Annotated in this window: 25 protein-coding genes; 18 read left to right on the forward strand and 7 right to left on the reverse strand. The window is 65.5% G+C overall.

The features are described from left to right. Positions 1-14: 14 nt before the first annotated feature. Positions 15-1,235, forward strand: a complete 1,221-nt coding sequence (locus tag ACN9MY_RS03105) for an HD-GYP domain-containing protein (protein ID WP_426167381.1) — start codon at positions 15-17, stop codon at positions 1,233-1,235. A gap of 9 nt (positions 1,236-1,244) precedes the next feature. On the opposite strand, the gene ACN9MY_RS03110 is transcribed toward ACN9MY_RS03105, so the two are convergent. Further along, positions 1,245-2,291, reverse strand: a complete 1,047-nt coding sequence (locus ACN9MY_RS03110; RefSeq protein ID WP_426336825.1) for a GGDEF domain-containing protein — start codon at positions 2,289-2,291, stop codon at positions 1,245-1,247. A 298-nt stretch (positions 2,292-2,589) separates the two neighbouring features. Here ACN9MY_RS03110 and ACN9MY_RS03115 point away from each other — a divergent pair, with 298 nt between their 5' ends. The 13 genes from ACN9MY_RS03115 (at position 2,590) to ACN9MY_RS03175 (ending at position 14,502) form a co-directional block, all read left to right on the forward strand. Further along, a complete protein-coding gene (locus tag ACN9MY_RS03115; RefSeq protein ID WP_426167385.1) occupies positions 2,590-2,763 on the forward strand; it encodes a Flp family type IVb pilin in 174 nt (57 codons plus the stop codon). 46 nt (positions 2,764-2,809) lie between these two features. Beyond that, positions 2,810-3,247 carry an A24 family peptidase gene (locus tag ACN9MY_RS03120; protein WP_426320436.1) on the forward strand — a complete coding sequence of 146 codons (438 nt, stop codon included), beginning with the start codon at positions 2,810-2,812 and terminating at the stop codon, positions 3,245-3,247. A gap of 66 nt (positions 3,248-3,313) precedes the next feature. Next, positions 3,314-4,603: an ATP-binding protein gene (locus tag ACN9MY_RS03125; protein ID WP_426167389.1), complete on the forward strand. Its 1,290-nt coding sequence runs from the start codon at positions 3,314-3,316 to the stop codon at positions 4,601-4,603. Then, entirely contained in the window at positions 4,600-5,457 is an 858-nt protein-coding gene (gene cpaB / locus ACN9MY_RS03130) for a Flp pilus assembly protein CpaB (RefSeq protein ID WP_426320440.1), read from the forward strand. Before ACN9MY_RS03125 ends, cpaB begins: the two co-directional genes overlap by 4 nt. A gap of 9 nt (positions 5,458-5,466) precedes the next feature. Next, positions 5,467-6,840 (forward strand): type II and III secretion system protein family protein, encoded by a 1,374-nt coding sequence (locus ACN9MY_RS03135; RefSeq protein WP_426320442.1) that lies wholly within the window; start codon positions 5,467-5,469, stop codon positions 6,838-6,840. After that, the gene (locus ACN9MY_RS03140) at positions 6,837-8,240 is read left to right on the forward strand and encodes a pilus assembly protein TadG-related protein (RefSeq protein WP_426167395.1); all 1,404 of its coding nucleotides are present in this window, start codon (positions 6,837-6,839) and stop codon (positions 8,238-8,240) included. The genes ACN9MY_RS03135 and ACN9MY_RS03140 overlap by 4 nt, the downstream gene beginning before the upstream one ends. Then, positions 8,237-8,674, forward strand: coding sequence for a hypothetical protein (locus tag ACN9MY_RS03145; protein WP_426320444.1), 438 nt, complete (start codon positions 8,237-8,239; stop codon positions 8,672-8,674). The genes ACN9MY_RS03140 and ACN9MY_RS03145 overlap by 4 nt, the downstream gene beginning before the upstream one ends. Next, positions 8,664-9,224 (forward strand): TadE/TadG family type IV pilus assembly protein, encoded by a 561-nt coding sequence (locus ACN9MY_RS03150; protein ID WP_426320446.1) that lies wholly within the window; start codon positions 8,664-8,666, stop codon positions 9,222-9,224. Before ACN9MY_RS03145 ends, ACN9MY_RS03150 begins: the two co-directional genes overlap by 11 nt. A gap of 22 nt (positions 9,225-9,246) precedes the next feature. Further along, positions 9,247-10,422: an AAA family ATPase gene (locus ACN9MY_RS03155; RefSeq protein WP_426320448.1), complete on the forward strand. Its 1,176-nt coding sequence runs from the start codon at positions 9,247-9,249 to the stop codon at positions 10,420-10,422. A 13-nt stretch (positions 10,423-10,435) separates the two neighbouring features. Next, complete coding sequence (locus ACN9MY_RS03160; RefSeq protein WP_426167403.1) at positions 10,436-11,779, forward strand: CpaF family protein; 1,344 nt, start codon at positions 10,436-10,438, stop codon at positions 11,777-11,779. A 9-nt stretch (positions 11,780-11,788) separates the two neighbouring features. Then, positions 11,789-12,766: a type II secretion system F family protein gene (locus ACN9MY_RS03165; RefSeq protein ID WP_426167405.1), complete on the forward strand. Its 978-nt coding sequence runs from the start codon at positions 11,789-11,791 to the stop codon at positions 12,764-12,766. Then, positions 12,763-13,698 (forward strand): type II secretion system F family protein, encoded by a 936-nt coding sequence (locus tag ACN9MY_RS03170; RefSeq protein ID WP_426167407.1) that lies wholly within the window; start codon positions 12,763-12,765, stop codon positions 13,696-13,698. Before ACN9MY_RS03165 ends, ACN9MY_RS03170 begins: the two co-directional genes overlap by 4 nt. A gap of 9 nt (positions 13,699-13,707) precedes the next feature. Beyond that, a complete protein-coding gene (locus ACN9MY_RS03175) occupies positions 13,708-14,502 on the forward strand; it encodes a tetratricopeptide repeat protein (RefSeq protein ID WP_426167409.1) in 795 nt (264 codons plus the stop codon). Positions 14,503-14,535: 33 nt separating this feature from the next. Here the strand turns inward: ACN9MY_RS03175 and ACN9MY_RS03180 are convergent, their stop codons facing one another. Next, complete coding sequence (locus ACN9MY_RS03180) at positions 14,536-15,297, reverse strand: GIN domain-containing protein (RefSeq protein WP_426336826.1); 762 nt, start codon at positions 15,295-15,297, stop codon at positions 14,536-14,538. A gap of 34 nt (positions 15,298-15,331) precedes the next feature. Then, complete coding sequence (locus tag ACN9MY_RS03185) at positions 15,332-15,529, reverse strand: hypothetical protein (protein WP_426167413.1); 198 nt, start codon at positions 15,527-15,529, stop codon at positions 15,332-15,334. Positions 15,530-15,740: 211 nt separating this feature from the next. Here ACN9MY_RS03185 and ACN9MY_RS03190 point away from each other — a divergent pair, with 211 nt between their 5' ends. Together ACN9MY_RS03190 and ACN9MY_RS03195 are read left to right on the forward strand one after the other, a co-directional pair. Further along, a complete protein-coding gene (locus ACN9MY_RS03190; RefSeq protein WP_426336827.1) occupies positions 15,741-16,757 on the forward strand; it encodes a sensor histidine kinase in 1,017 nt (338 codons plus the stop codon). Further along, on the forward strand, positions 16,754-17,512 hold the full coding sequence (locus tag ACN9MY_RS03195; protein ID WP_426336828.1) for a LytR/AlgR family response regulator transcription factor: 759 nt from the start codon (positions 16,754-16,756) through the stop codon (positions 17,510-17,512). The genes ACN9MY_RS03190 and ACN9MY_RS03195 overlap by 4 nt, the downstream gene beginning before the upstream one ends. On the opposite strand, the gene ACN9MY_RS03200 is transcribed toward ACN9MY_RS03195, so the two are convergent. From ACN9MY_RS03200 to mscL, 4 genes are read right to left on the reverse strand one after another with little or no spacing between them, the layout of a single operon-like run. Then, entirely contained in the window at positions 17,509-18,585 is a 1,077-nt protein-coding gene (locus ACN9MY_RS03200) for a tartrate dehydrogenase (protein ID WP_426336829.1), read from the reverse strand. The genes ACN9MY_RS03195 and ACN9MY_RS03200 overlap by 4 nt on opposite strands. Next, positions 18,582-19,277: a DUF2461 domain-containing protein gene (locus ACN9MY_RS03205; RefSeq protein WP_426167421.1), complete on the reverse strand. Its 696-nt coding sequence runs from the start codon at positions 19,275-19,277 to the stop codon at positions 18,582-18,584. The genes ACN9MY_RS03200 and ACN9MY_RS03205 overlap by 4 nt, the downstream gene beginning before the upstream one ends. 1 nt (position 19,278) lies before the next feature. Further along, a complete protein-coding gene (locus ACN9MY_RS03210; RefSeq protein ID WP_426167423.1) occupies positions 19,279-20,412 on the reverse strand; it encodes a Do family serine endopeptidase in 1,134 nt (377 codons plus the stop codon). 31 nt (positions 20,413-20,443) lie between these two features. Further along, positions 20,444-20,869 (reverse strand): large conductance mechanosensitive channel protein MscL, encoded by a 426-nt coding sequence (gene mscL, locus ACN9MY_RS03215; protein ID WP_426336830.1) that lies wholly within the window; start codon positions 20,867-20,869, stop codon positions 20,444-20,446. Positions 20,870-21,069: 200 nt separating this feature from the next. Here mscL and petA point away from each other — a divergent pair, with 200 nt between their 5' ends. Together petA and ACN9MY_RS03225 are read left to right on the forward strand one after the other, a co-directional pair. Further along, positions 21,070-21,678, forward strand: a complete 609-nt coding sequence (gene petA / locus ACN9MY_RS03220; RefSeq protein WP_426336831.1) for a ubiquinol-cytochrome c reductase iron-sulfur subunit — start codon at positions 21,070-21,072, stop codon at positions 21,676-21,678. Positions 21,679-21,681: 3 nt separating this feature from the next. Further along, complete coding sequence (locus tag ACN9MY_RS03225; RefSeq protein WP_426167429.1) at positions 21,682-23,094, forward strand: cytochrome b; 1,413 nt, start codon at positions 21,682-21,684, stop codon at positions 23,092-23,094. The last annotated feature ends 30 nt before the right edge of the window (positions 23,095-23,124 follow it).

Consider the following 23,124-nt stretch of genomic DNA (forward strand, 5'->3'; position numbering starts at 1 on the left):
TCGCGAGCCTCACCATGTTAAAGAAAGTCGATTCGGCGCAGTTAAAGGTCGGCATGTATATCCACGACCTCAGTTGCGACTGGATGACCCATCCGTTTGTGCGCAACCGCTTCGAGATTTCCAGCCAGGAGCAGATCCAGAAAATCATCCAGGCCGGCATCCATGACGTGGTGATCGATGCGTCCAAAGGCTTGGACGTGGAGGATGCGCCCTCGCTGGCCGAGGCCCAGGCGGCCACCGAACGCGAAGTGGAAGAGATCGCCAAGGAACCCTCGCGCATCATCCGCACTTCCCTGGGTGAGGAACTGCAGCGCGCGGCCCAGATTCGCAGCCAGGCAGCCGGCGTGGTGCGCAATGTGATGGCCGATGCCCGCCTCGGCAAGGCTATCGAGATCGGCTCGGTGCAGCCGGTGGTGCAGAACATCACGGAATCGATCTTGCGCAACCCGGGCGCCCTGCTGGGACTGCTGCGCATCAAGTCGAAGGACGATTACACCTTCCTGCATTCGGTCAGCGTGTGCGCCTTGCTGGTGGCCTTCGCCAATGCGCGCAATATGGACCAGGACATCATTCGCGAAGCCGGCCTCGGCGGCCTGCTGCACGATACCGGCAAGGCCCTGGTGCCGGATGCGATCCTGAACAAGCCGGGCCCGCTGACCGACGAAGAATTCGCCATCATCAAGAAGCATCCGATGGATGGCTTCAATATCCTGAAACAGTCCCCTGACGTGCCGGCGCTGGCGCTGGACATCACGCTGCACCACCACGAGCGGCGCGACGGCACCGGCTACCCGGACAAGCTGGCCGGCGACGATATCAGTGAAATCGCGCAGATGGCGGCAATTGTCGACGTGTACGATGCCATTACGGCCGACCGCGTGTACCACAAGGGCCTGCCGGCAGCAGCGGCGCTGCGCAAGATCTACGAGTGGAGCAAGCACCATTTCAACGCCAAGCTGGTGCAGGAATTCATGCGCTGCGTGGGCATCTACCCGGTCGGCACGCTGGTGATGCTGGAGTCAGGCCGCCTCGGCGTGGTGGTCGAGCCGCATGAAAGCAACCTGCTGGCGCCGAAGGTGAACGTGTTCTTCAACACGAAGAAGAATGTCTACATCAAGCCGGAAACGGTCGACCTGTCGCGCGGCCTGGGCTTCGGCGGCGGCGACAAGATCGTGGGCCATGAATCGCCATCGAAATGGCAGGTGGACCCGATGCGCTTCCTGACCCTGGCCTGAGCCCGAACCTCAGAAGAATTCGGCGGTATCGTTGGATTCGACGGTCTGCAGCTGGCCGCCGCTGACCAGCTCGTCGTAATGGCAGGCCATGTTGCGGCCATGGCTCTTGGCGTAATACAGGGCCTGGTCGGCGCGGCCGAGGATGATCACCGGCGCTTCATAGGCGCTGATGCTGACGAAGCCGACACTCACCGTGACCTGGCCAACTTGCGGGAACTCGTGCTGTTCCACGTTCATCCGGAAGCGTTCGATGATTTTCTTGGCGTTATCCAGCGTGGAAGAGCGCAGCAGCACCACGAACTCTTCGCCGCCGAAGCGGAACACGCGGTCCTGGGCGCGGAAGGATGATTGCAGCAGGTTGGCGATCAGGATCAACACCTCATCACCGTACAAATGCCCGAATTTGTCGTTAACTGCCTTGAAATGATCGACATCGACCACGGCCAGCCATTGTTTTTCCTGTTCTTGCGGATTGCGGCGCTCGAGGCCGTCCGGCGGCACTGCCAGCACGTCGTGCTCGGCTGAGGCCTGCAGCATCTTGGCCAGTTGGTCGTCGAAGGTCTTGCGGTTCAGCAGGCCGGTCAGCGAGTCGCGCTCGCTGTAGTCGAGCAGGTTCTGGAAATTGCGGTAGACGCTGACGATGCCGCCGATGATGTGGATGGTATCGCTGGTATACGGCGTCGGATTGACGATTTCCAGGCAGGTATCAGCCTTGTCACCCATCCAGATCGGCAGCCAGAGTGTGTGCTCACCCTCGGGCGACATGTGGTCGGCACTCGATTCGTGGTGCGCCAGGCAGCGCGCGAGGGCGGGGAACATGCTGACCGGGTCGCCCGCGATGGCCGGGTCCAGGTACTCCTCCATGCGCGCAGGGCGGCCTTGCTCGATCACGGCGCGCGAACGGACGTAGAGCTGGCCTCGCACATTGACGATGCTCAGCACACGTGCCTGCGTGGCAGACGCCAGTTCCGCTACCGCCGAGATCACCGAGATGTCGAGCATCGTGTGATCGCGGTGGCCGGTCATGTCCACCATATGTTTCAGAAGGGAATCCATGTGAGTGTCCGGTAACTAGGCGCTCAGCGGCAAAGCAAGGGGCTTTCTAAAGAATAGCTGATCAGGATAAATCTTTTTTGTATTCTCGGCAATTAACTTTGCGCACTTTCATGTAAAAACGCGACCTCATTGCAACACAGCTTCCATGCCTCCAGTTTGACATAGAACACCGCACAGCGAGAAAAAGTTCTGTGCGGAAAGCTTGCGCAATATCAACTTGTTCGTAGGAATGGCTCCTATAGTAAAGCCAATGATGCGCAGCCCAGGCGTCAGAGTTTTCCTAGCGAAGGAGATCATCATGAAAGCACTTTCGGCAGTGAGGCGGTTCATCAGGGATGAGCGGGGCGTGACGGCAATCGAGTATGGCCTGATCGCTTCGCTGATTGCACTGGCAGTAGGCACGGCAATGACCAGCGTCTCGAACGAGCTGAAGGCCGTGTTCAACGACGTGGTCGATGCACTGACGCCTTGATGGGGTGGCTGGCGCCCGGCGGCGGCCGGGCAGCCAGCCTTTTACCATGAGCGGACTCGAAATCATCCTGCTGTGCCTGGTGCTCCAGGCGGCAGCGTCGGACCTGGCCTGGCGCCGGATCCCCAACGTGCTGGTGGCGGCAGGCTTGCTGCTGGCGCTGGCACTCCACTGCTACCTGGGCGGCAACAGTGCGCTGCTGGCGCAGGGGCTGGCCGGCGCGACAGTGGGCCTGCTGTTGTTCCTGCCCTTCTATGCACTGGGCGGCATGGCCGCCGGCGACGTCAAGCTGGCGGCCATGGCAGGCAGCTTCGTCGGGCCCTGGCAAGCGCTGCAGCTTGCCCTGCTGAGCGCGCTGGCAGGCGGGGTGCTGGCGCTGTTCTGCCTGCAACTGGCGCGCTGGCGCGGCGCCAAGGCGGAAGGCATGCCGTATGCCGTGGCGATTGCGGCCGGCACCTTGGCCAGCGTTGCATTGGCGCATCGCTGACCTTTGCTCCGCCTCAATATCCAACCGGAAACCCATGGCTATCATCGGTTCCAACAGGAGGACACCATGATCGATTTTGCAGACGATGAACAGCCGCTGTTGCCAAACCCGCCGCGCACGGTGCGCGACACCGGCCTGGAACCGGCCATGCTGGCCGAGCTGGCGGGCAAGGCCTTGCTGGGCGCCGGCAAATGCCACCTGTCGGTGCTGACCAGCCGCCTGCGCCTGTCGATCAATGTGCTGCGCGAAGTGCTCGACGGCCTGCAAGGCGAGCAAGTGGTGGATGTGGCGTGGCGCGGCGATTCCGATATCGACGTGCAGTACCAGCTCACCGGCATCGGCCGCCAGCGCGCAGCGGAATGGCTGGACCGCTCGCCCTATGTCGGCCCGGCGCCGGTCCCGCTCGAAGCCTGGCGCGCCCAGCTGCAGCGCCAGGCCTTGCAACTGCCGCCGGTGTTGGCGGCCGACGTGGCCAGCGTGTTTGCCGACGACTGCCTGCCGCCGCGCATCCATGAACTGGTGGGCGCCGCCATGCATGCCGGACGTTCGGTCTGCCTGTACGGGCCTTCCGGCAGCGGCAAGACCACCCTGGCGCGCAAGCTGGGCCGCCTGCTGCAAGGCGTGGTGGCGGTGCCGTATGCGGTGGCGGTAGGCAGCGCCATCATCCAGCTTTACGACGCGGCGGTGCACCTGGCGCCCCTGCCCTTGCCGGGGCGGCCTGCCGGCGCACGCAGCGGCGACATGCGCTGGCTGCTGTGCCAGCGCCCCGTGGTGCAGCTGGGCGCGGAGCTGGATGGCGCCATGCTGGACTTGCGCCACGATCCTGCCGGCGGCTGCTACCTGGCGCCGCCCCAGCTCAAGGCTTGCCACGGCCTGCTGATCATCGATGACCTGGGCCGCCAGCGCGTGCCGGCTGCCGCGCTGCTGAACCGCCTGGCACAGTTGCTCGATAGCGGCACCGACCAGCTTGCGCTGCCAGGCGGCCATGCCTTCAGCGTGCCATGCCAGGCGGCGCTGGCCTTCGCCACCAACCTGGCGCCGCACACCCTGCTTGATGGCGCGGCGCTGCGCCGCATCGGCTACAAGGTGGCGCTGGGACCGCTGCCGGAAGCCAGCTACCGCAGCCTGCTGCGCCAGCAATGCCGGGCGCGCGGCATCGAGGCCGACGAAGCGGCGCTGGCCTACCTGGTCGGCGAACTGCACCGGGGCAGCGGCCAGCCCTTGCTGGCCAGCCTGCCGCGTGAAATCGTGGCGCGCGTGGCTGAATTCGCCGGCTTTGCCGGCACCGTGCCGAGCCTGAATCCCGCCACGCTGGACCAGGCCTGGTCCAGCATGTTTGCCGATGGTGCCGTATGAAGGGCCGGCGCGGCTTGCTGATGCTGTCCCTGGCAGCGGTGCTGGGCCTGGCCGCCGTGCTGCTGGCCTCGCGCTGGCTGCGCCAGCCCGCGACGTCCACCGTGCGCATCGCGGTGGCGGCTGCCGATGTCGGCCTGGGCCAGCGCCTGGCGCCGGACATGCTGGCGCTGGCCGAGTGGCCGGCCGGCAGCATGCCGGCCGGCGCCCAGCGCGAGCCGGCGGCGCTGGCGGGCCGCGTGTTGAAAGCCAGCGTGCAGCGTGGCGAGCCGGTGACGGAGGCCAAGCTGGCGCCGGCCGGCACGCTGGGCGGCCTGTCGGCCCTGATCGCGGAAGGCAAGCGCGCCATCACGGTGCGCGTCAACGACGTGGTGGGCGTGGCCGGCTTTGCCCTGCCGGGGAATTTCGTCGACATCCTGGTGTATGCGCCGGCGCAGCACAACGGCAGCAACGGCGTCAATGAAACGGCCGTGTCGAAGATCGTGCTGGAACGGATCCTGGTCCTGGCCGTGGCACAGGAAGTGGCGCGCGACGACACCAAGCCGCGCGTGGTCAATGCCGTCACGCTGGAAGTCACGCCCGCCCAGGCCGAGCAGCTTGACCTGGCGCGCAGCGTCGGCACGCTGTCGCTGGCGCTGCGCAACCAGGTCGACCCGCAGCCGGGCGCCACGCCCGGCGCCACGCGCCATAGCGTGCTTGGCACTGGGATGGCGCCGGCGCCGGCAGCGGCTTCCGCTGCCGCGCCAGCAGCTGCGGCGCCGCGCCTGGCGCGAGCTGCCTTGCCTCCCTCCGCCGAGCCGGCGCGCTATTGCATCGGCGTCATCGACGGCAACCGCAGCAGCAAGGAATGCCTGTGAGGAGGCGCCATGCGATCCGCACCTACCTGCCTGCCAGCCGCGCTGGCCCTGACCCTGTCCCTACTCCCGGCCGCCTCCGCGCTGGGCGATAACCTGCACTGTGCCGGTTCTCCCGCCGTTCCCGGCAAGCTGGCGCTGGAACTCGGCAAATCAACCCTGATGCGCCTGCCGGACACCGTGAACGGGCGCAGCATCGGCAACCCGCACGTGCTGCAGGCAACGCTGGTGGCGCCCGATACGCTGTACCTGGTCGGCGCGGACATCGGTAGCACCAACCTGATCGTGCAGGGCCGGTCCGGCGCCTGCAGCGTGGTGGAAGTGGCGGTGGGCCTGGATGTCTCGCCGCTGCGCGCCAGCCTGGCGGAGCTGCTGCCGCAGGAGCGCGGCATCAAGGTCAGCGCCGCAGCCGACGCCATTGCCCTGAGCGGCAGCGTGAGCGACGGCGCCACCCTGGCGCAAGTGCTGGACCTGGCGCAAGCGTTTGTGCGCCAGGCGCCGCAGCCGCTGGCGCGCAAGGAAGGCGCGCCGGCGCAAGCGTCGGCGCCTGGGCCGCGCCTGGTGAACCTGCTGGCTGTCAGCGCACCGCAGCAGGTCAAGCTGGAAGTCAAGGTGGCGGAAGTGTCGAAGACCCTGCTCGACAAGCTGGAAGCGGGCCTGGCGTTGCGCCATGCCAGCGGCAGCTGGACGGCGATGGTGCTGGCCGACTTCCTGAGCGGCACGCTGGGCAGCGGCCTGTCGCTGTCGAAATCGAACGGCAGCAGCGTGCGGCTCGAAGCGGAACGGCAGGATGGCCAAGTGCGCATCCTGGCCGAGCCGACGGTCATGGCCATGAGCGGGCAGGAAGGCAATTTCCTCGCCGGCGGCAAGGTGATGGTGCCGGTGGCGCAGGAAAACAACCGCATCACGCTGGAGGAAAAGGAATTCGGCGTCGGCCTGAAATTCACCCCCACCGTGCTGGCCGGCGGCCGCATCAACCTGAGGGTGGCGCCGGAAGTGTCGGAACTGTCGCGCGACGGCATCGGCGTCAGCAACGGCAGCTTCAGCGGGCGCGCCATCTTCCCGCTGATTACCACGCGCCGCGCCAGCACCACGGTGCAGCTGCAGGATGGCCAGAGCTTTGCCATCGGTGGCCTGATCCGGCATACCCAGGTCAACAACATCAAGGGCGTGCCCTTTCTCAGCGAGATACCAGTGCTGGGCGCGCTGTTCCGCAGCACCGACTTCCAGAACGACCGCAGCGAACTGCTGTTCGTCATCACGGCCCACCTGGTCAAGCCGGAGGGCGAGGGCGCGGGGCTCGATGGCGCGGCGGCGGCGGCGGCCCAGGCGCGCTACCGCAAGTCCTACAGCGAGCCGGCGCCGGACACGGGGGAACGCAAATGAAGCGCAAACATGAGCGCGGCGCGCTGCTGGTCATGACGGCCCTGGTGCTGCCGCTGGCGATCGGCGTCTGCGGCCTGGCGCTGGAGCTGTCGATGGCCTTCCAGCGCCAGAGCCAGTTGCAGCAAGTTGCCGATACGGTCGCGCTGAGCGCGGCGCAGCAGCTGGATGGCAGCGCGAGCGGCATTGTCATGGCAGGTTCCGCCGCCAGCGTGGTGGTGGCGAACCGCCAGGTGCGCGGTGTGGGACGGGTCTGGCTCAATACCGCCGTGCTGTCGTTTGCTGCGGGCCCGGACGGCCCCTGGCTGGAATACAGTGCGGCCCAGGGCGCGCCCGGTGAGTTGCGCTATGCGCGCGCCGACATGGCCGCGCAGGGGGAAGCCTTCACCATGCTGCCGGTTGCTTTCGGCCGCCTGCTGGGCGGCAGCGACGCCACGACGGTGGGAGCGCGCGCCGTGGCCGGGCCGAATGGCCTGCGCGTGCTGCCGCTGGCGATCTGCGCGCCGAGCAGCAGCGCGGTCGCCACCCGCTACAACGGCCCCGGCCTGGACGAACGCATCGAGTACGGCCTGCGTTTCGGCGTCGCCTACAACCTGCTGGCCCTGAACCCGGCGCCGGGCGCCAGCAGCGGCGAGTACTTCCTGGTCGACCCGGCCAGCCCGCCCGGCAGCCCGGCGCTGCCGTCCAGCACCGACAGCAGCCAGGTGGCGCCGTTCATGTGTGCCGGCAAGCTGGCCTACAACTCGCTGGCCGGCGCGCTGCATGTGCGCCGCAACGCCGGCTTCGACCTGTGGCAGCAGCTCAACTCCCGCTTCGGCAGTTACGGCGGCAGCGACGGCTGCGACCCTTACACGGCGCCGCCGGACAGCAATGTGCGCGAGTACCGCGGCGCCCTGGCGAGCTGGATCAGCAGCTACCCGCCGCAGGCTGCGGCCGCCGCCAGCACGCCCGCGGCCGGCAAGCCCCTGGTGAGCGTGGCCGACGGCGCCTATCCCTTGCCGGCCATCCCCCCGGCGCAGTACGGCACGCTGTGGGCCTACGGTCCCGCCAGGCGCAGCAACAACAGCAACTTCCAGTTCTCCCATTGGAACAGCCTGTATCCCGGGTCGCCGGCATTCAGCGCTACCGGCACCAGCTGGCCAGCCGGCGGCGTGTACAACAACACCGGCTTTATGACCGCGCCCACCGGGAACCCGGGCCGCAAGGACCGGCGCCTGCTCTACGTGCCCCTGCTGGCCTGCCCGCTTCCGGCTGGCGCGAATGTGGACGGCACGGTGCTGGCGGTAGCGCGCTTCTTCATGACGGCCCAGGCCTCGGCCACCGAAGTGCCGGGCGAGTTTGCCGGCATCCTCAGCGCGAAGGAGGTGGCAGCGCTGGCAACCGATGTGGAGCTGCTGCGATGAAGCGCCTGCGCTGCCGCGGCGTGGCCGCCATCGAAGCCGCCCTGGTCATGGCGGGGCTGGCGCCCTTGCTGGCGCTCGCCCTGAACATGGGACACCTGGCGATCGATGGCGCGGCGGCGGACCGGGCCGCCAGCAACGCCGCGCGCTTCCTGTCCCAGGTGCCGCTCGAGAGCCTGCGCGACAGCAGCCGGCGCACCGTGGCGCTGGACAGCGCCCAGCAGATGATCGGGCAAACCCTGTCCGCCGCCAACATCGGTCCCCAGGCATGGCACGTCGAGTTCATGTGCGATATCGGGCATTGCGACCAGCTGTTGCCGGGCATGGTCCCGAGCAAGATCGGCGTGATGCTGACCGTCGAAAGCCAGGCCGTGGTCGAACTGGGCCATCCCGCGGTGAACCTGGTCGTGTACGCGGAGGCCGGCCGTGACAACTAGGACAGCCCGCCGGCGCGGCAGCGCCACCGTTGAATTCGGCCTGGTATGCGCGGTGTTCATGCCCATGCTGTTCGCCATCTTCGAATACGGCCGCCTGCTGTTCGTGTGGAACACGCTGCCCGAAGTGACCCAGCGCGCGGCGCGTGCCGCCGCGATCACGGACTTCAGCAATCCGGCGGCCATGCAGGCGCTGCGCCAGGCGGCGCTGTTTCGCAGCGATGACGGCGCGCTGCCGCTGGCGCCCAACGTCAGCAGCGCCAATATCCGCATCGAATACCTGTGGCAGGACGCCGCCGGCGTGCTGGCGCCGCTGCCGCTGCTGCCGGCCTGCCCGCTGGCCAACCGCATCAACTGCGCGCGCGATCCACATGGCCCGGCTTGCATCAGCATGGTGCGGGTGCGCCTGTGCGGCAGCGGCGCCGCCTGCACCACGCTGGCTTACGAGCCCTTGCTGCCGATGGTGCCGGTACCGGACCTGATGCCTTCTGCCACCACCCTGGTGCCTGCCGAGTCGCTGGGTTACACGCCGGGCCAGGCGCCTTGTCCCTGAACCTGCACGCAAAGGAGGTCCCATGAAAGCGCTGTTGATCAGCAATGACGAACGGTTGCAGGCCGAACTGGCGGCGCAGGGCTCGGCGCGCCTGCCGGCGCTGCAGCTGGCAGCCACGCGGCGCGACCTGCGCGATGCGGTGGAACGGCTGCTGCCGCAGCCGCCCGAACTGGTGCTGTTCGATGCCAGCGAGGTGGAGCCGGCCCAGGCCGAGCTGCTGGAACCGCTGTCGCGGCATTATCCCGACACCTCCTTTATCCTGCTGACGCGCGCGCCGCAGCACGAGTTGCTGATCCGCGCCATGCGCGTCGGCATGCGCGAAGTGCTGCAACTGCCGCTGGTGCATCGGGCCCTGCACGAAGCGCTGGACCGCATCGAGATCGAGCGCGGCGTGACCGCCGTACGCGAGGGCAAGGCGCTGGCCTTCATTTCCTGCAAGGGCGGCAGCGGGGCCACCTTCCTGGCCACCAACTTCGGCTATGCGCTGGCGGCGCTGGCCGGGCGCAAGGTGTTGCTGCTCGACCTGCACGGCCAGTTCGGCGACGCCACGCTGTACGTGTCGGACCAGAAGCCGGCCATGACCCTGTCCGATATCTGCGGCCAGATCGGCCGCCTCGACGCGGCCTTCCTGGAGTCGTGCCTGGTGCACGTGGCGCCCGGCTACGGCGTGCTGGCGGCAGCCGACGACCCGGCGCTGGCGACCCAGATGAAGCCGGACCATATCGACGCCATCCTGCGCGTGGCGCGCCAGCATTATGACTACGTGCTGCTGGACGTGGGGCGCCAGATCGATGCCCTGTCGCTGCGCGCACTGGACCAGGCGGACGCCATCTACCCGGTACTGCAACTGGCGCTGCCCGACATCCGCGATGGGCGCCGCCTTCTCGACATCTTCCGCTCGCTCGGCTATCCGCAGGAGCGCACGCGCCTGATCGTCAACCGCTACGAGAAGGGCGGCAAGCTGCGCCTGGCCGACCTGGAGCAGGCGCTGGGCGCCGACGTGCTGCATACGGTGCCGAACGACTACCTGTCCGCCACCGACTCGGTCAACCAGGGCATTCCGCTGCTGCAGCTGGCGCGCAGCAGCCCGGTGGCGCGCAGCCTGGCGGAACTGGTGGAGGCGGTGACCGAGCGCCGCCTGCCCGAGAGCAAGGGCTTGTTCGACCGGCTGTTTGGCCGCGCCGAAACCGAACATTGATGGGGAGCCGACCATGAGCTTGCGAGAACGCCTGGCGCTGGGCGATGAAAAACCGCAGGCGCCGAGCGCACCGGCGATGGCCGACGGCGCCTACCAGGAGCTGAAGAAGTCCATGCACCAGATGATCCTGGAGCGCATCGACCTGGAGCGGTTGAAGCGCCTGACGCCGGAACAGTTCAAGCACGAACTGGCGCTTCTGGTGGCGCGCATCGTGGAGGACGAGCGCATCGTGCTGAACCAGGGTGAACGCCACAAGCTGGTGCTCGACATCCAGAACGAGATGCTGGGCTTCGGCCCGCTGGAGCCCCTGCTGGCCGATCCCGGCGTGTCCGACATCCTGGTCAATACCCATGCCCAGGTCTACGTCGAGCGCACCGGACGGCTGGAACTGACCGGCATCAGCTTCCACGACAACACGCACCTGATGAAGATCATCGAAAAGATCGTGTCGCGCGTGGGCCGGCGCGTGGATGAATCAAGCCCGATGGTCGACGCGCGCCTGCCGGACGGTTCGCGCGTCAACGCCATCATCCCGCCGCTGGCGGTGGACGGGCCGATTCTGTCGATCCGGCGCTTCTCGGCGCAGCCGCTGTCGATGGAAAAACTGCTGGAGTTCAAGAGCCTGACGCCGCCCATGTCGGAAGTGCTGAAGGCGCTGGGCCAGGCGCGCCTGAACGTGCTGATCTCCGGCGGCACCGGCAGCGGCAAGACCACGCTGCTCAACGTGCTGTCCGGCTTCATCCCGGCCAGCGAACGCATCGTGACCATCGAGGACGCGGCGGAACTGCAACTGCGCCAACCGCATATCGTGCGCCTGGAAACGCGCCTGCCGAACGTGGAAGGCAAGGGCGAGGTGACGCAGCGCGCGCTGGTGCGCAATGCGCTGCGCATGCGTCCCGACCGCATCATCCTGGGCGAAGTGCGCGGCGCCGAGGCGATCGACATGCTGCAGGCCATGAACACGGGCCATGAAGGCTCGTTTGCAACGATCCACGCCAACTCGCCTCGCGACGCGCTGTCGCGGCTGGAGAGCATGGTCGGCATGGCAGGCGCCAACCTGACGCCGCGCACCGCGCGCCAGCAGATCTGCTCCGCCATCACGGTGGTGATGCAGCTTTCGCGCCTGACCGACGGCACGCGCAAGCTGGTCAGCCTGCAGGAAGTCACCGGGATGGAGGGCGACACCGTGGCCATGCACGAGATTTTCCATTTCGAGCAGACCGGTGTGGATGCCCAGGGCAAGGTGCAGGGCCATTATTTCGCCACCGGCGTGCGGCCGCGCTTTGCCGAACGCTTGCGCATGTTCGGCGTGCCGGTGCCCGACAGCGTTTTCGATCCCGGCAAAGTCTACGAATAGGGGGCGGTCATGGATTTCGCCTGGACTGCATTTTCCGTGCTGCTGTTCGCCGCCGTGATCTGCCTGTGCGAGGGTGTCTGGCTGTGGTGGAGCAGCACGCACGGCAACAGTGCGCAGCGCATCGCGCGCCGCCTGCGGTTGATGTCGGGCCGCACCGAGGGCGCGGGCGGCGGCATCAGCATCCTCAAGGAGCGCCGCTACGCGAACTCGCCGGGGCTTGATGCACTGCTGCGGCGCATCCCGCACATCGGCGCGCTGGACCGGCTGCTGCTGCAATCCGGCCTGCGTTGGCAGGTGGCGCGCCTGCTGCAGGTCCAGGGCGCCGCCGCGCTGGCAGGCTTGCTGGCGCCTGCCGCCTTGCACATGCCGCCGCTGCCATCGGCCATTGTCGGCCTGCTGTTCCTGGCAGCGCCGTGCGTGGCGCTGCTGCGCGCGCGCGCCGCACGCATACGCCGCATCGAGTCGCAACTGCCGGAAATGGCCGACTTCCTCGCGCGCGGCCTGCGTGCCGGCCATTCCTTTGCCAACGTGATGCAGATGGCGGGCGACGAAGTGGCCGATCCGCTCGGCGGCGAATTCCGCGTCACTTACGAGGAGGTGAATTTCGGCGTCACCATGCAGGACGCCCTGCACAACCTGGCTGCCCGCGTGCCGCTGACCGATTTGCGCTACCTGGTGATCGCGGTGCTGATTCAGCGCGAATCCGGCGGCAACCTGGCCGAGCTGCTGGACAATGTGTCGCGCATGACGCGCGCGCGCCTGCAACTGTTGGCGCAAGTGCGCGTGATGTCGGCGGAAGGCCGCATGTCGGCCTGGGTCCTGACCTTGATGCCGCTTGGCCTGATGGCCGCGATGCAGGTGACCAATCCGAAATACAGCTCCGTGCTGTGGCAGGACCCGAACGGGCAGCGCATGCTGTGGTACGGGGCATGCGCCATGGTGGTAGGCATGGTATGGATGCGCCAGGTGATCAGGGTGCGCGTATGAGCGGCGCCGACCTGTCTGGCATCCTGTTCCTGCTGCTGGTGTTTGCCGTGGTGGCAGGCCTGGCGCTGTGGGCCATGCTGGCCCTGTCCGGCGTGCCGCTGCGCGAGCGCCTGAAATCCTTCACCAGCGCCAGCGAAACGACGCCTGCGCCCGGCCAGGGCGAGTGGATCGAAAAAGTGGCGCGCGTGGCGGAGCCGTTCAGCCGCCTGTCGCTGCCCGAAGATGGCTGGGAACAGTCGGCGCTGCGCACGCGCTTCATGAATGCCGGCTGGCGCCATCCCGCTGCACCAAAACTGTACTTTGCCGCCAAGACCTTGCTGGCGCTGGCCTTGCCTGCGCTGGTGGCAAGCCTGGCGGGACGTAGCGGCAACCTGCTGCTGGCATTGTTTGCCAGTGCGGCCATCGGCTACTACCTGCCAAACGGCGTGCTGGCGCGCCGCGCCGAACTGCGCCAGCGCGATATCTTCGAAAGCCTGCCCGATGCGCTGGACTTGCTGACCATCTGCGTCGAGGCGGGCCTGAGCATGGAACGCGCGCTGGCAAAAGTTGCGGGCGAAATCCACATCAAGAGCCTGCCGCTGGCACAGGAGCTGCAGCTGGTGCTGATGGAAATGCGCTCCGGCTTTTCCAAGGAGCGCGCGCTGCGCAACCTGGCCCTGCGCAGCGGCGTGGAAGATGTCGATGCGCTGGTGGCGATGCTGGTTCAGGCCGAGCGCTTCGGCACCAGCATGGGCGATTCCCTGCGCGTGCACGCCGACAACCTGCGCCGCAAACGGGCCGTGGTGGCGCAGGAGGCGGCCGCCAAGGTCGCGCTCAAGCTGTTGTTCCCGCTGATCTTCTGCATTTTCCCGGCGCTGATGATCGTGTTGCTGGGGCCCGCATCGATTCAGATGAAAGCCGTATTCCATCCTGTGGCGCACAGCGCGCGTTAGGAGCTTGCCATGCGTAAGACGATCATTGCTGCCTGTGTGGGGATGGTGGCGGCCTGCAGCACGCCGGTGCTGCCGCCGCCCCCCGCCATCGTGGCGGCCACGCCGCCTGCTGCGCCGGCGCCGGCTGCGCTGGCCAGGGATGGCCGCTATGAAGAGGCCATTGCGTTGCTGGAACAGCGTGCGCGGCGTACGCCTGGCGCGGCCCTGCTTGGCGACCTTGGCTACGCCTACTACCTGGGCGGGCACCTGGAGGAGGCGCGTGCCGCACTGGAACGTGCCTGCCTGATGGCGCCATCCAGCCCGGTTGCCTGGGAACGGCTGGCGGCGCTGCTGGAAACGACCGGCGACAGCGGCCGCGCGCTGGAAGCCATGCGCCATGCGCGCCTGTTGCGCGAAGCTGCGAGCGAGCCTGGCGCCGGCACGCAGGCCGCGTCCGGAAGCACGCCCGGCAGCGGCCTTTGGCCGGCGGGCATGGCGCATGTCGAGGTGCGGCAAGTCAGCGCCGGGCTGGTCGAAGTCGCGCGAGTGGAAGACAAGGCGCCGCCGCCGGTACCGGCGCCAAACGCGCCCACGCGGCTGGAAGTCAGCAACGGCAACGGCATTCGTGGCATGGCGGCAGTGGTCGCGCAGCGCTTGCGGGCGGAAGGGATGCAGGTGGTGCGCCTGACGAACACCATCCCCTTCAACGTGGAAGAGACGCGGGTCGAAATACGCGGCAGCGGCGAGCCGCAACTGCGCATCGTGCTCGGCAAGGATGCGGCAATAAAAAAGCCGCCCGGGGTTAGCGGGCGGCAAGCACCGTGAAACAACTCACGAGTTGGTAGGGAAACTTTGGCGTCAGTTCCAGGACACGCTGCCCAGGCCGCGTGCGGTGGACTGGCGGTTGGCCGGCTTGCCGTACACCGTTGCCGAACCCATGCCAGAGAGGCGCAGGTTGGCGGAAGTCCTGGCGTTGAAGGTGGCGCTGCCAAGGCCGGTCATGTCGGCATCCACGCTCTCGCTTTGCAGCTGCTTCGCATCGAGGCTGCCGATGCCGCCCAGTTTTGCGTAAAGCTGCTTGCTCTGGCCGGAGATCGCGATCTGGCCGGCGCCTTTCAGGTTCAGGTCCACCACGTCAGCCTGGGTATCGCTGACGGTCATGCTGCCCACGCCGGTCAGGCGTGCGTCGACTTTCTTGAAGCGCGAGGCCATGTTCACGGCGCCGGCGCCTTCCAGGGAGAGGCGAACTTCATCGCCGTCGAATCCCTTCACTTCAGCCGAGCCCACGCCGGCGGAGACCAGTTCGCGCAGTTGCGGCAGCGTCAGTTCAGCCCTCAGGTTGCGCGGGCCGATGTGGATGCCACGCATGTTTTCGGTACCGATGCGGATGGTGTCGCCGTTCTGCGTCACCGTAATCTTTTGCAGGTAGCGCTTGTCGCCGGACAGCACCAGTGCCGGTGCGCCTTGCTTCAGCTTCAGGTCTACCACGCCATCCAGCACTACTTTCACGGGGCGGCCGTCGACAGTGCGCGCTTCGGTGATGATCTCGTCCGCGCGGGCGGCGCCGGCGGCGGCGAACATCATGGCGGTCATCATCGTGGCGGTGAAAAGCTTTTTCATGTCGGGGCTCCGTGAAATTTCGATTGCGTTCGAATTACAGTGCAGCTTTTTCAGCAGCGGTCAGGCGCTTGGCGGTGACGGTCACCACGGGCATTGCCTTGGCTTCGGCCTTTGCCACGACGGCTGCCGGTGCGCTGTGTTTCAGCGGAGTGGCGGCGGTGGCGAAGCCGGTTGCGCTGATCACGGCAACTGCTGCGAGGAAGATGTATTCCATGTTTTTGGCGATGTTCATTTTGCTCTCCATTCGGTTGGGTTAAGTTCATTTCGCGTTTCGTTGATTGAACTATAGATATGTGCGGTGTCCAGCACTACCGGTCTGCGACGAAATGCAGAAATGGCGACCTGAAATGCAGGAAAGCCGGTGTGACGAAGGCGGACGCCCGTGTGACGGGGGCTGTCGGCGCCTATGAAAAGGGCCGGTATACTGTCCAGCCATGAGAACCTTGCATTTCCTACGTATCCTCGGCATCTGCGTGCTGGCATGGAGCGTCGTCTGCCTGACGGGCGCCGCCTCCTCTTATGGCTCGCTGCTGCAGCGCGGCGCCAACCCCTCCTATGTGGAGCTGCTGCGCGACTGGGGTAGTGCGCATGCCCTGATGGTGGTGTTCAGCGCCGTGCTGTATCTCGTCCTGGAACGCTGGCCGCAGTCGCTGGCCAGTGCGCGTGGGATAGTGCGCACCTATCTGCTGGTGCTGGTCCTGTTCCTGCCATTGGAGTGCCTGTTCGTCTCCCTGCAGCAGGAAAGGAGCTGGTTCGCCATCTTCCTCGAGCTGACCTGGACTACGTTCACCTTCGTTACCGTGGCCGGCCTCCGCATCTGGCAGATCCAGCGGGCGCGCGAGACCGACAACCTGACCCTGCGCCTGGAGCTGGAGCAGCAGCGCCTGGCCGCTCTGCGCGGGCAACTGGAGCCGCACTTCCTGTTCAACGCCCTGAACGCCGTCAGCGCGCTGGTACGCATGGACGATAAAGGCGCAACCCTGAGCGCCATCAGCCGCCTGAGCGGCCTGCTGCGCTACGCCCAGGCGGCAAGCTCGCGCGACTGGGTCACGCTGGCGGAAGAATTGCAGTTCGTGCGCGACTACCTGTCGCTGCAATCGATGCGCTATGGCGACCGGCTGCGGGTGTCGATTGAAGGCGACAGCGGGGCGGTGCTGGCCGCCGACTGCCCGCCTTTGCTGCTGCAGCCGCTGGTCGAGAATGCGCTGCGCCATGATCTGGACTGCCACGACGGTGACAGCGACATCACGCTGCGTTTTTCGGAGCAGGGCGGCATGCTGCATATCCATATCAGCAATTCGGTGCGCGATGTGCCGTCCAACCCGGGCATGGGAATGGGCCTGCACAATATCGAAGCGCGCTTGCGCATCGCCTGCGGCAGCGGCGCCGGCTTGCGCACCGCGCGTGCCGACGGACGCTTTGTCGCCGAGATCAATATGCCAATGTATTTCGTCTCATGAAGATCCGCGCCCTGATCGTCGACGACGAAGAACCCGGCCGCATCAACCTGCGCTACGGCCTGGCGCCGCACAAAGGCTGGCAACTGGTCGGCGAGTGCGCCAGCGCCGCGGCCGCGCGCGCTGCCCTGGCTGGGCAGGACGTAGATGTGATTTTCCTCGATATCCAGATGCCGCAGGAAGCCGGCCTGGCGCTGGCGCGCGAACTGGCCCGGCGCGAAGAACCGCCGCTGGTGATATTCGCCACGGCTTATAACGAGCACGCCATCGAGGCCTTTGAAGTGCATGCGCTGGACTACCTGCTCAAGCCTTTCGACGACCAGCGCCTGGCGCAGGCGCTGGAACGGGCTGCCGCCATGCTGGAGCAACGCCAGCGTGCGGCCTATGCGCGCGCGATGCGCGCCTTCGCCGAGCCGACGGCGCAGGCATACCTGCAGCAACTGAACGTGCGCTCGGTCGGCCGCATCGAATGCGTGCAGGTGGCGGAAGTGCTGTGGATCGAGGCTGCGGGCAATTACGTGGAGCTGCGCTTGCCGCAACGGCGCGTGCTGCACCGGGTGCCGCTGGCGCGGCTGGAGCAGCACCTGGACCCGGCCAATTTCCTGCGCGTGCATCGGCGTGCGCTGGTGCGGGTAGGTGAGGTGGCGTCGCTGGAGCGCGATGCCGAGGGCGCCAGCCAGCTGGTCCTGCGCTGCGGCGACCGCGTGCCGGTCAGCGAACGCTACCTGCCGGCCGTAAAGGCCTTGCTGGGCGCTTAAACCAGGGCGGCGATAGCCGCGCCCATCTCGGTGGTGGAGGCGCTGCCGCCCATGTCCGGCGTGCGCGGGCCCTGGACCAGCACGGTTTCGATCGCACGCATGATGGCGTCGTGCGCCTGGGTGTAGCGGGCGTCGCCGTTGCCGAGGAAATCCAGCATCATGGCGCCGGACCAGATCATGGCGACCGGGTTGGCGATATTCTTGCCGTAGATATCCGGCGCCGAACCATGCACCGGTTCGAACAGCGAGGGCAGGGTGCGCTCCGGGTTCAGGTTGGCCGACGGTGCGATGCCGATGGTACCGGCGCAGGCCGGGCCGAGGTCGCTCAGGATGTCGCCGAACAGGTTGGACGCCACCACCACGTCGAATCGCTCGGGGCTCAGCACAAAGCGCGCCGCCAGGATGTCGACGTGGTACTGGTCCCAGCGCACGTCCGGGTAGTTGGCCGACATGGCTTTCACGCGCTCGTCCCAGTACGGCATGCTGATCGCAATGCCGTTCGACTTGGTGGCCGAGGTCAAGTGCTTCTTTGGGCGCGACTGCGCCAGGTCGAAGGCGAACTGCAGGATGCGGTCGACGCCCTTGCGGGTGAAGACAGCTTCCTGCAACACGACCTCGCGTTCGGTGTGCTCGAACAGGCGGCCGCCGACGGAGGAATATTCACCCTCCGTGTTCTCGCGCACCACGTAGAAATCGATATCGCCCGGCTTCTTGCCGGCCAGCGGGCAGGGCACGCCTGGCATCAGGCGCACCGGACGCAGGTTCACGTACTGGTCGAATTCGCGGCGGAACTTGATCAGGGAGCCCCACAGGGAGATATGGTCGGGAACCGCATCCGGCCAGCCGACCGCGCCGAAGTAGATCGCATCGAAGCCTTTGAGCTGGTCGAACCAGTCGGAGGGCATCATCTGGCCGTGCTGCATGTAATAGTCGCAGTTGGCCCATTCGAAGGTGGTGAATTCCAGCGGCAGGCCAAACCTGGCTGCGGCGGCCTGCAGGGTGCGCAAGCCCTCCGGCATCACTTCCTTGCCGATGCCGTCGCCGGCGATGACTGCGATGCGATGGGTGCTCATGCTGCGTCGGCCTCCTCTTCGACAGGGGCTGAGCGCATCCACTGCACCAGCGGCCAGGCATCCTTGAAAGCGCCCACGATCATGCCCAGCAGCTCGTCCGGCTTGTTCAGCGGCAGCTTCACTTCCTGGTAGACGAAGAAGCTTTTCAGCTTGATGAACTCGATGTGCTCGTGCTCCGGATCGAAGCCTTTCGGCGGCCGTTGCAGCTTGTGTTCTTCGGTGATGGAACCGTAGCGCGCCTTCAGCGCCTTGTTGGCCAGCGCCTTCTTGAAGCCCTTGGCATCGTTGACCATGTGGTTGCGCAGGGCCTTCAGGCGGTGCGGCGGCGGAATGTATTCGCCGGCGCCGATGCCCAGCACGCCGTCAGGGCTGATCTGGAAATACCAGGTCGGGCCGCCCGCCATGCTGGGGCGGCGCATGTCGTTCGGCGCAATGGCGGCCGAGAAATGCGTCTTGTACGGGCTCTTGTCGTGGGCAAAGCGCACGTCGCGGTTGATGCGGAACATGGCTTTCTTCGGATTGCAGAACTTGACCTGGGCATCGAACTTGCCCAACTCCGCGATCACCTGGGTCACCAGCTCCAGGAATTCCTCGCGCAGGATGTCGTAGCGCGGCTTGTTCATCACAAACCACGGGCGGTTGTTGTTGTCGGACAGTTCCGTCAGGTAGCGGGTGAGGTCGCGCAGGTGCATATTATTTTTTGGCTGGGGGGCGTTTGCCCACGGTGAGTTGGAGATCGCTTTCGCGGCTCTTGCGCAGGATGCGCATGGTCGACTGGCCGCCCGGCGCGAGCTGGGCGATCAGGTTCAGCATTTCATTGGTGTCCTTGACCGGCTTACCGTCCACCGACAGCAGGATGTCGCCCGGCTTCATGCCGGCCTTGTCGGCCGGTCCGTTGCGTACCACGCCGGCGATGATGGCGCCCGAATCGCGCGCCAGGCCGAAGCTGTGCGCCAGTTCCGGCGTGATTTCCTGCGATTCGACGCCGATCCAGCCGCGCACCACGTGGCCATCCTTGATGATGGCATCGAGCACCGAACGTGCCGTGCTGACCGGGATCGCGAAGCCGATGCCGACCGAACCCCCGGTCTGGGAGTAAATGGCCGAGTTAATCCCCAGCAGGTTGCCCTGGGTATCGATCAGGGCGCCGCCCGAATTGCCGAAGTTGATGGCGGCGTCGGTCTGGATGAAGTTTTCGAAGTGATTGATGTGCAGGTTGTTGCGGCCCAGGGCCGAGATGATGCCCATGGTGACGGTCTGGCCGACCCCGAATGGATTGCCGATAGCCAGCACCACGTCGCCCACCTTGGCCTGTTCCACCTGGCCCAGCGCGACCACCGGCAGCTTGTCCAACTCGATGCGCACCACGGCCAGGTCGGTTTCCGGGTCGGTGCCCACCATCTTGGCGGCAGCCTTGCGGCCGTCCGGCAGCACCACCTGGATCTCGTCGGCCGCTTCCACCACGTGGTAGTTGGTCAGGATATAGCCCTGCGGGCTGACGATGACGCCGGAACCAAGGCTGTTCTGGTCATCCTCCTCGTCGCGGTCGCCGAAGAAGCGCTTGAAGAAGGGATCGCGCGACAGCGGATGGCGCTTGCGCACCGCCTTGGTAGTCAGGATATTGACCACGGCCGGCATGGCGCGGCTGGCAGCGGCCCGGTACGATCCCGGAGAAGGCGGGGCGCTGGCGTCGGCCAGGATTGCCGTGTGCGCGGCAGTCGGCACGGGCTTGGGGAGCACGGCCGGCCGCTGCACGGCCGTGTATACAAAGTACAGTGCCAATGCGATGGTCACCGTTTGTGCAAACAATAACCAGAGTCTTCGCATGGCGGTATTGCTACAAAATGGGAGTTAACTCCTATTTTCGCAAAGAATCGCGAATTTCGCGCAGCAGCACGATATCTTCTGAAGGTGGTGCAGGTTCTGCCGGTGCGGCAGCCGGCGCTTCGGCGCGGCGCAGCTTGGCGACCAGGCGTACCATCTGGAAGATCACGAAGGCCAGGATGATGAAGTTCAGCAGGATGGTGAAGAAATTGCCGTAGGCGATCACCGCGCCCAGTTTTTTCGCTTCAGCCAGGGCCAGGTTGTGCGGCTGTCCGTTGAGAGGAATGTAATAGTTCGCGAAATCGAGGCCGCCCAACAGCATCCCGATCGGCGGCATGATGACGTCGGTTACCAGGGAATCGACGATTTTGCCGAAGGCGGCGCCGATGATGACACCGACCGCCAGGTCGATGACATTGCCTTTCATTGCAAATTCTTTAAATTCTTGCATCATTCCCATAACATATTCCTTCCAAAAATTTATGGATTTGTATCAACTTTGCTGCAAATTCATGGAACACGCAAGAGGCGCAACATTGGGATGGATTAGCTAATTGCAAGGTTTTGCTTTAAATCGCAACATCACTCCTTTATAATTTAAGGTTGCTAGAAGCTTTGTTAACAATAAAGATTTTGGATTTTTGACTGATTGGGGTTTGTATGAGTAACGAGAAGCAGGTCGATTCGAGCCGTCGCGGTCTCCTCGTCGCAACGTGTGCGGCAGGTGGTGTGGTCGGTTTGGGTGCAACTGGCGCCCTGGTAAGCACGTTCCAGCCGTCCGAGCGCGCGAAGGCAGCTGGTGCACCGGTGGAAGTGGACATCTCTACGCTGCAGCCGGGCGAAATGAAAACGGTCGAATGGCGCGGCAAGCCAGTCTGGATCCTCAAGCGTACCCCCGAAATGGTGGCAACGCTGGCGAAAGATGAAGCTGAACTGGCCGATCCAAAATCCGAGCGTACCCCCGACGACCTGACGCCGGAATACGCCCGCAATCCGCATCGCTCGATTAAGCCGGAAATCCTGGTGGCCGTGGGCATCTGCTCCCACCTGGGCTGCTCCCCATCGTCGAAATTCACCCCAGGCGCACAGCCTTCGCTGCCGGATAACTGGCTCGGCGGCTTCCTGTGCCCATGCCACGGTTCGACCTTCGACCTGGCTGGCCGTGTATTCAAGAACAAGCCTGCTCCGGACAACCTGCAAGTGCCACGCCATATGTACCTGGGCGACAGCAAGCTGATCATCGGTAAAGACGAGAAAGGCGAGGCATAATCCATGGCCGCATTCAAGGAAACCAAATTCCCTGCCGACGCACCTGCAGCCAAGAAGCTGATGGGCTGGGTCGACGACCGCTTCCCTGCCACCAAGCTGTGGAACGACCAGTGGGGCAAATACTACGCCCCGAAAAACTTCAACTTCTGGTACATCTTCGGTTCCCTGGCCATGCTGGTCCTGGTGCTGCAGATCGTCACCGGCATCTTCCTGACCATGCACTACAAGCCGGACGCCGGCCTGGCCTTCGCATCGGTTGAATACATCATGCGCGAAGTTCCATGGGGCTGGCTGGTGCGTTATATGCACTCGACCGGCGCCTCGGCCTTCTTCATCATCGTGTACCTGCACATGACCCGCGGCCTGATGTACGGTTCCTACCGCAAGCCACGTGAACTGATCTGGCTGTTCGGTTTCGCCATCTTCCTGTGCCTGATGGCCGAAGCGTTCTTCGGCTACCTGCTGCCATGGGGCCAGATGTCGTACTGGGGCGCCCAGGTGATCGTCAACCTGTTCGGCGCGATTCCGCTGATCGGCCCTGACCTGTCGCTGTGGATTCGCGGTGACTACGTGGTGTCCGACGCAACCCTGAACCGCTTCTTCGCCTTCCACGTGATCGCGATTCCGCTGGTCCTGCTGGGCCTGGTGGCTGCGCACCTGATTGCACTGCACGAAGTCGGCTCGTCCAACCCGGACGGCATCGAAGTGAAAGAAAACCTGGGCCCGGACGGCCACCCAGTCGATTCGATCCCATCGCACCCGTACTACACCGTGCACGACCTGTTCGGCGTGTCCGTGTTCCTGACCATCTTCTCGGCTGTGGTGTTCTTCGCGCCTGAGATGGGCGGCTACTTCCTGGAGTACAACAACTTCCTGCCGGGCGATTCGATGAAGACCCCGCCGCACATTGCTCCGACCTGGTACTTCACCGCCTTCTACTCGGTGCTGCGCGCCACCACCTCGGACTTCCTGTGGGTGCTGATGGTGGGCATCGCTGCCTACACCGCCTTCCTGTGGATGAAGTCCAAGCTGTCGGGCATGGTCAAGATCGCCGTCAGCGTGATCGCGCTGCTGATGATCGTCGGCATGCTGCCAGGCGCGCTGGATGCGAAGTTCTGGGGCGTGGTGTTCTTCGGCGGTTCCGTGGTGATCCTGGCGTTCCTGCCATGGCTGGACCATTCGCCGGTGAAATCGATTCGTTACCGTCCTGATTGGCACAAATATGTGTACGCCGGCCTGGCCATCGCCTTCGTAGCCCTGGGCTACCTGGGCACCCAGCCGCCAAGCCCAGTCGGCACGATCATCGCTCAGATTGCGACCCTGTACTACTTCAGCTTCTTCCTGCTGATGCCGTGGTGGAGCGCGATGGGTACGTTCAAGAAGGTGCCGGACCGCGTTGTGTTCCACGCGCACTAATCGGACGACCAGAACGCTAAGCAAAGGACT

It is taken from the genome of Pseudoduganella sp. R-31, assembly GCF_049913235.1.
Taxonomy (GTDB): domain Bacteria; phylum Pseudomonadota; class Gammaproteobacteria; order Burkholderiales; family Burkholderiaceae_D; genus Rugamonas.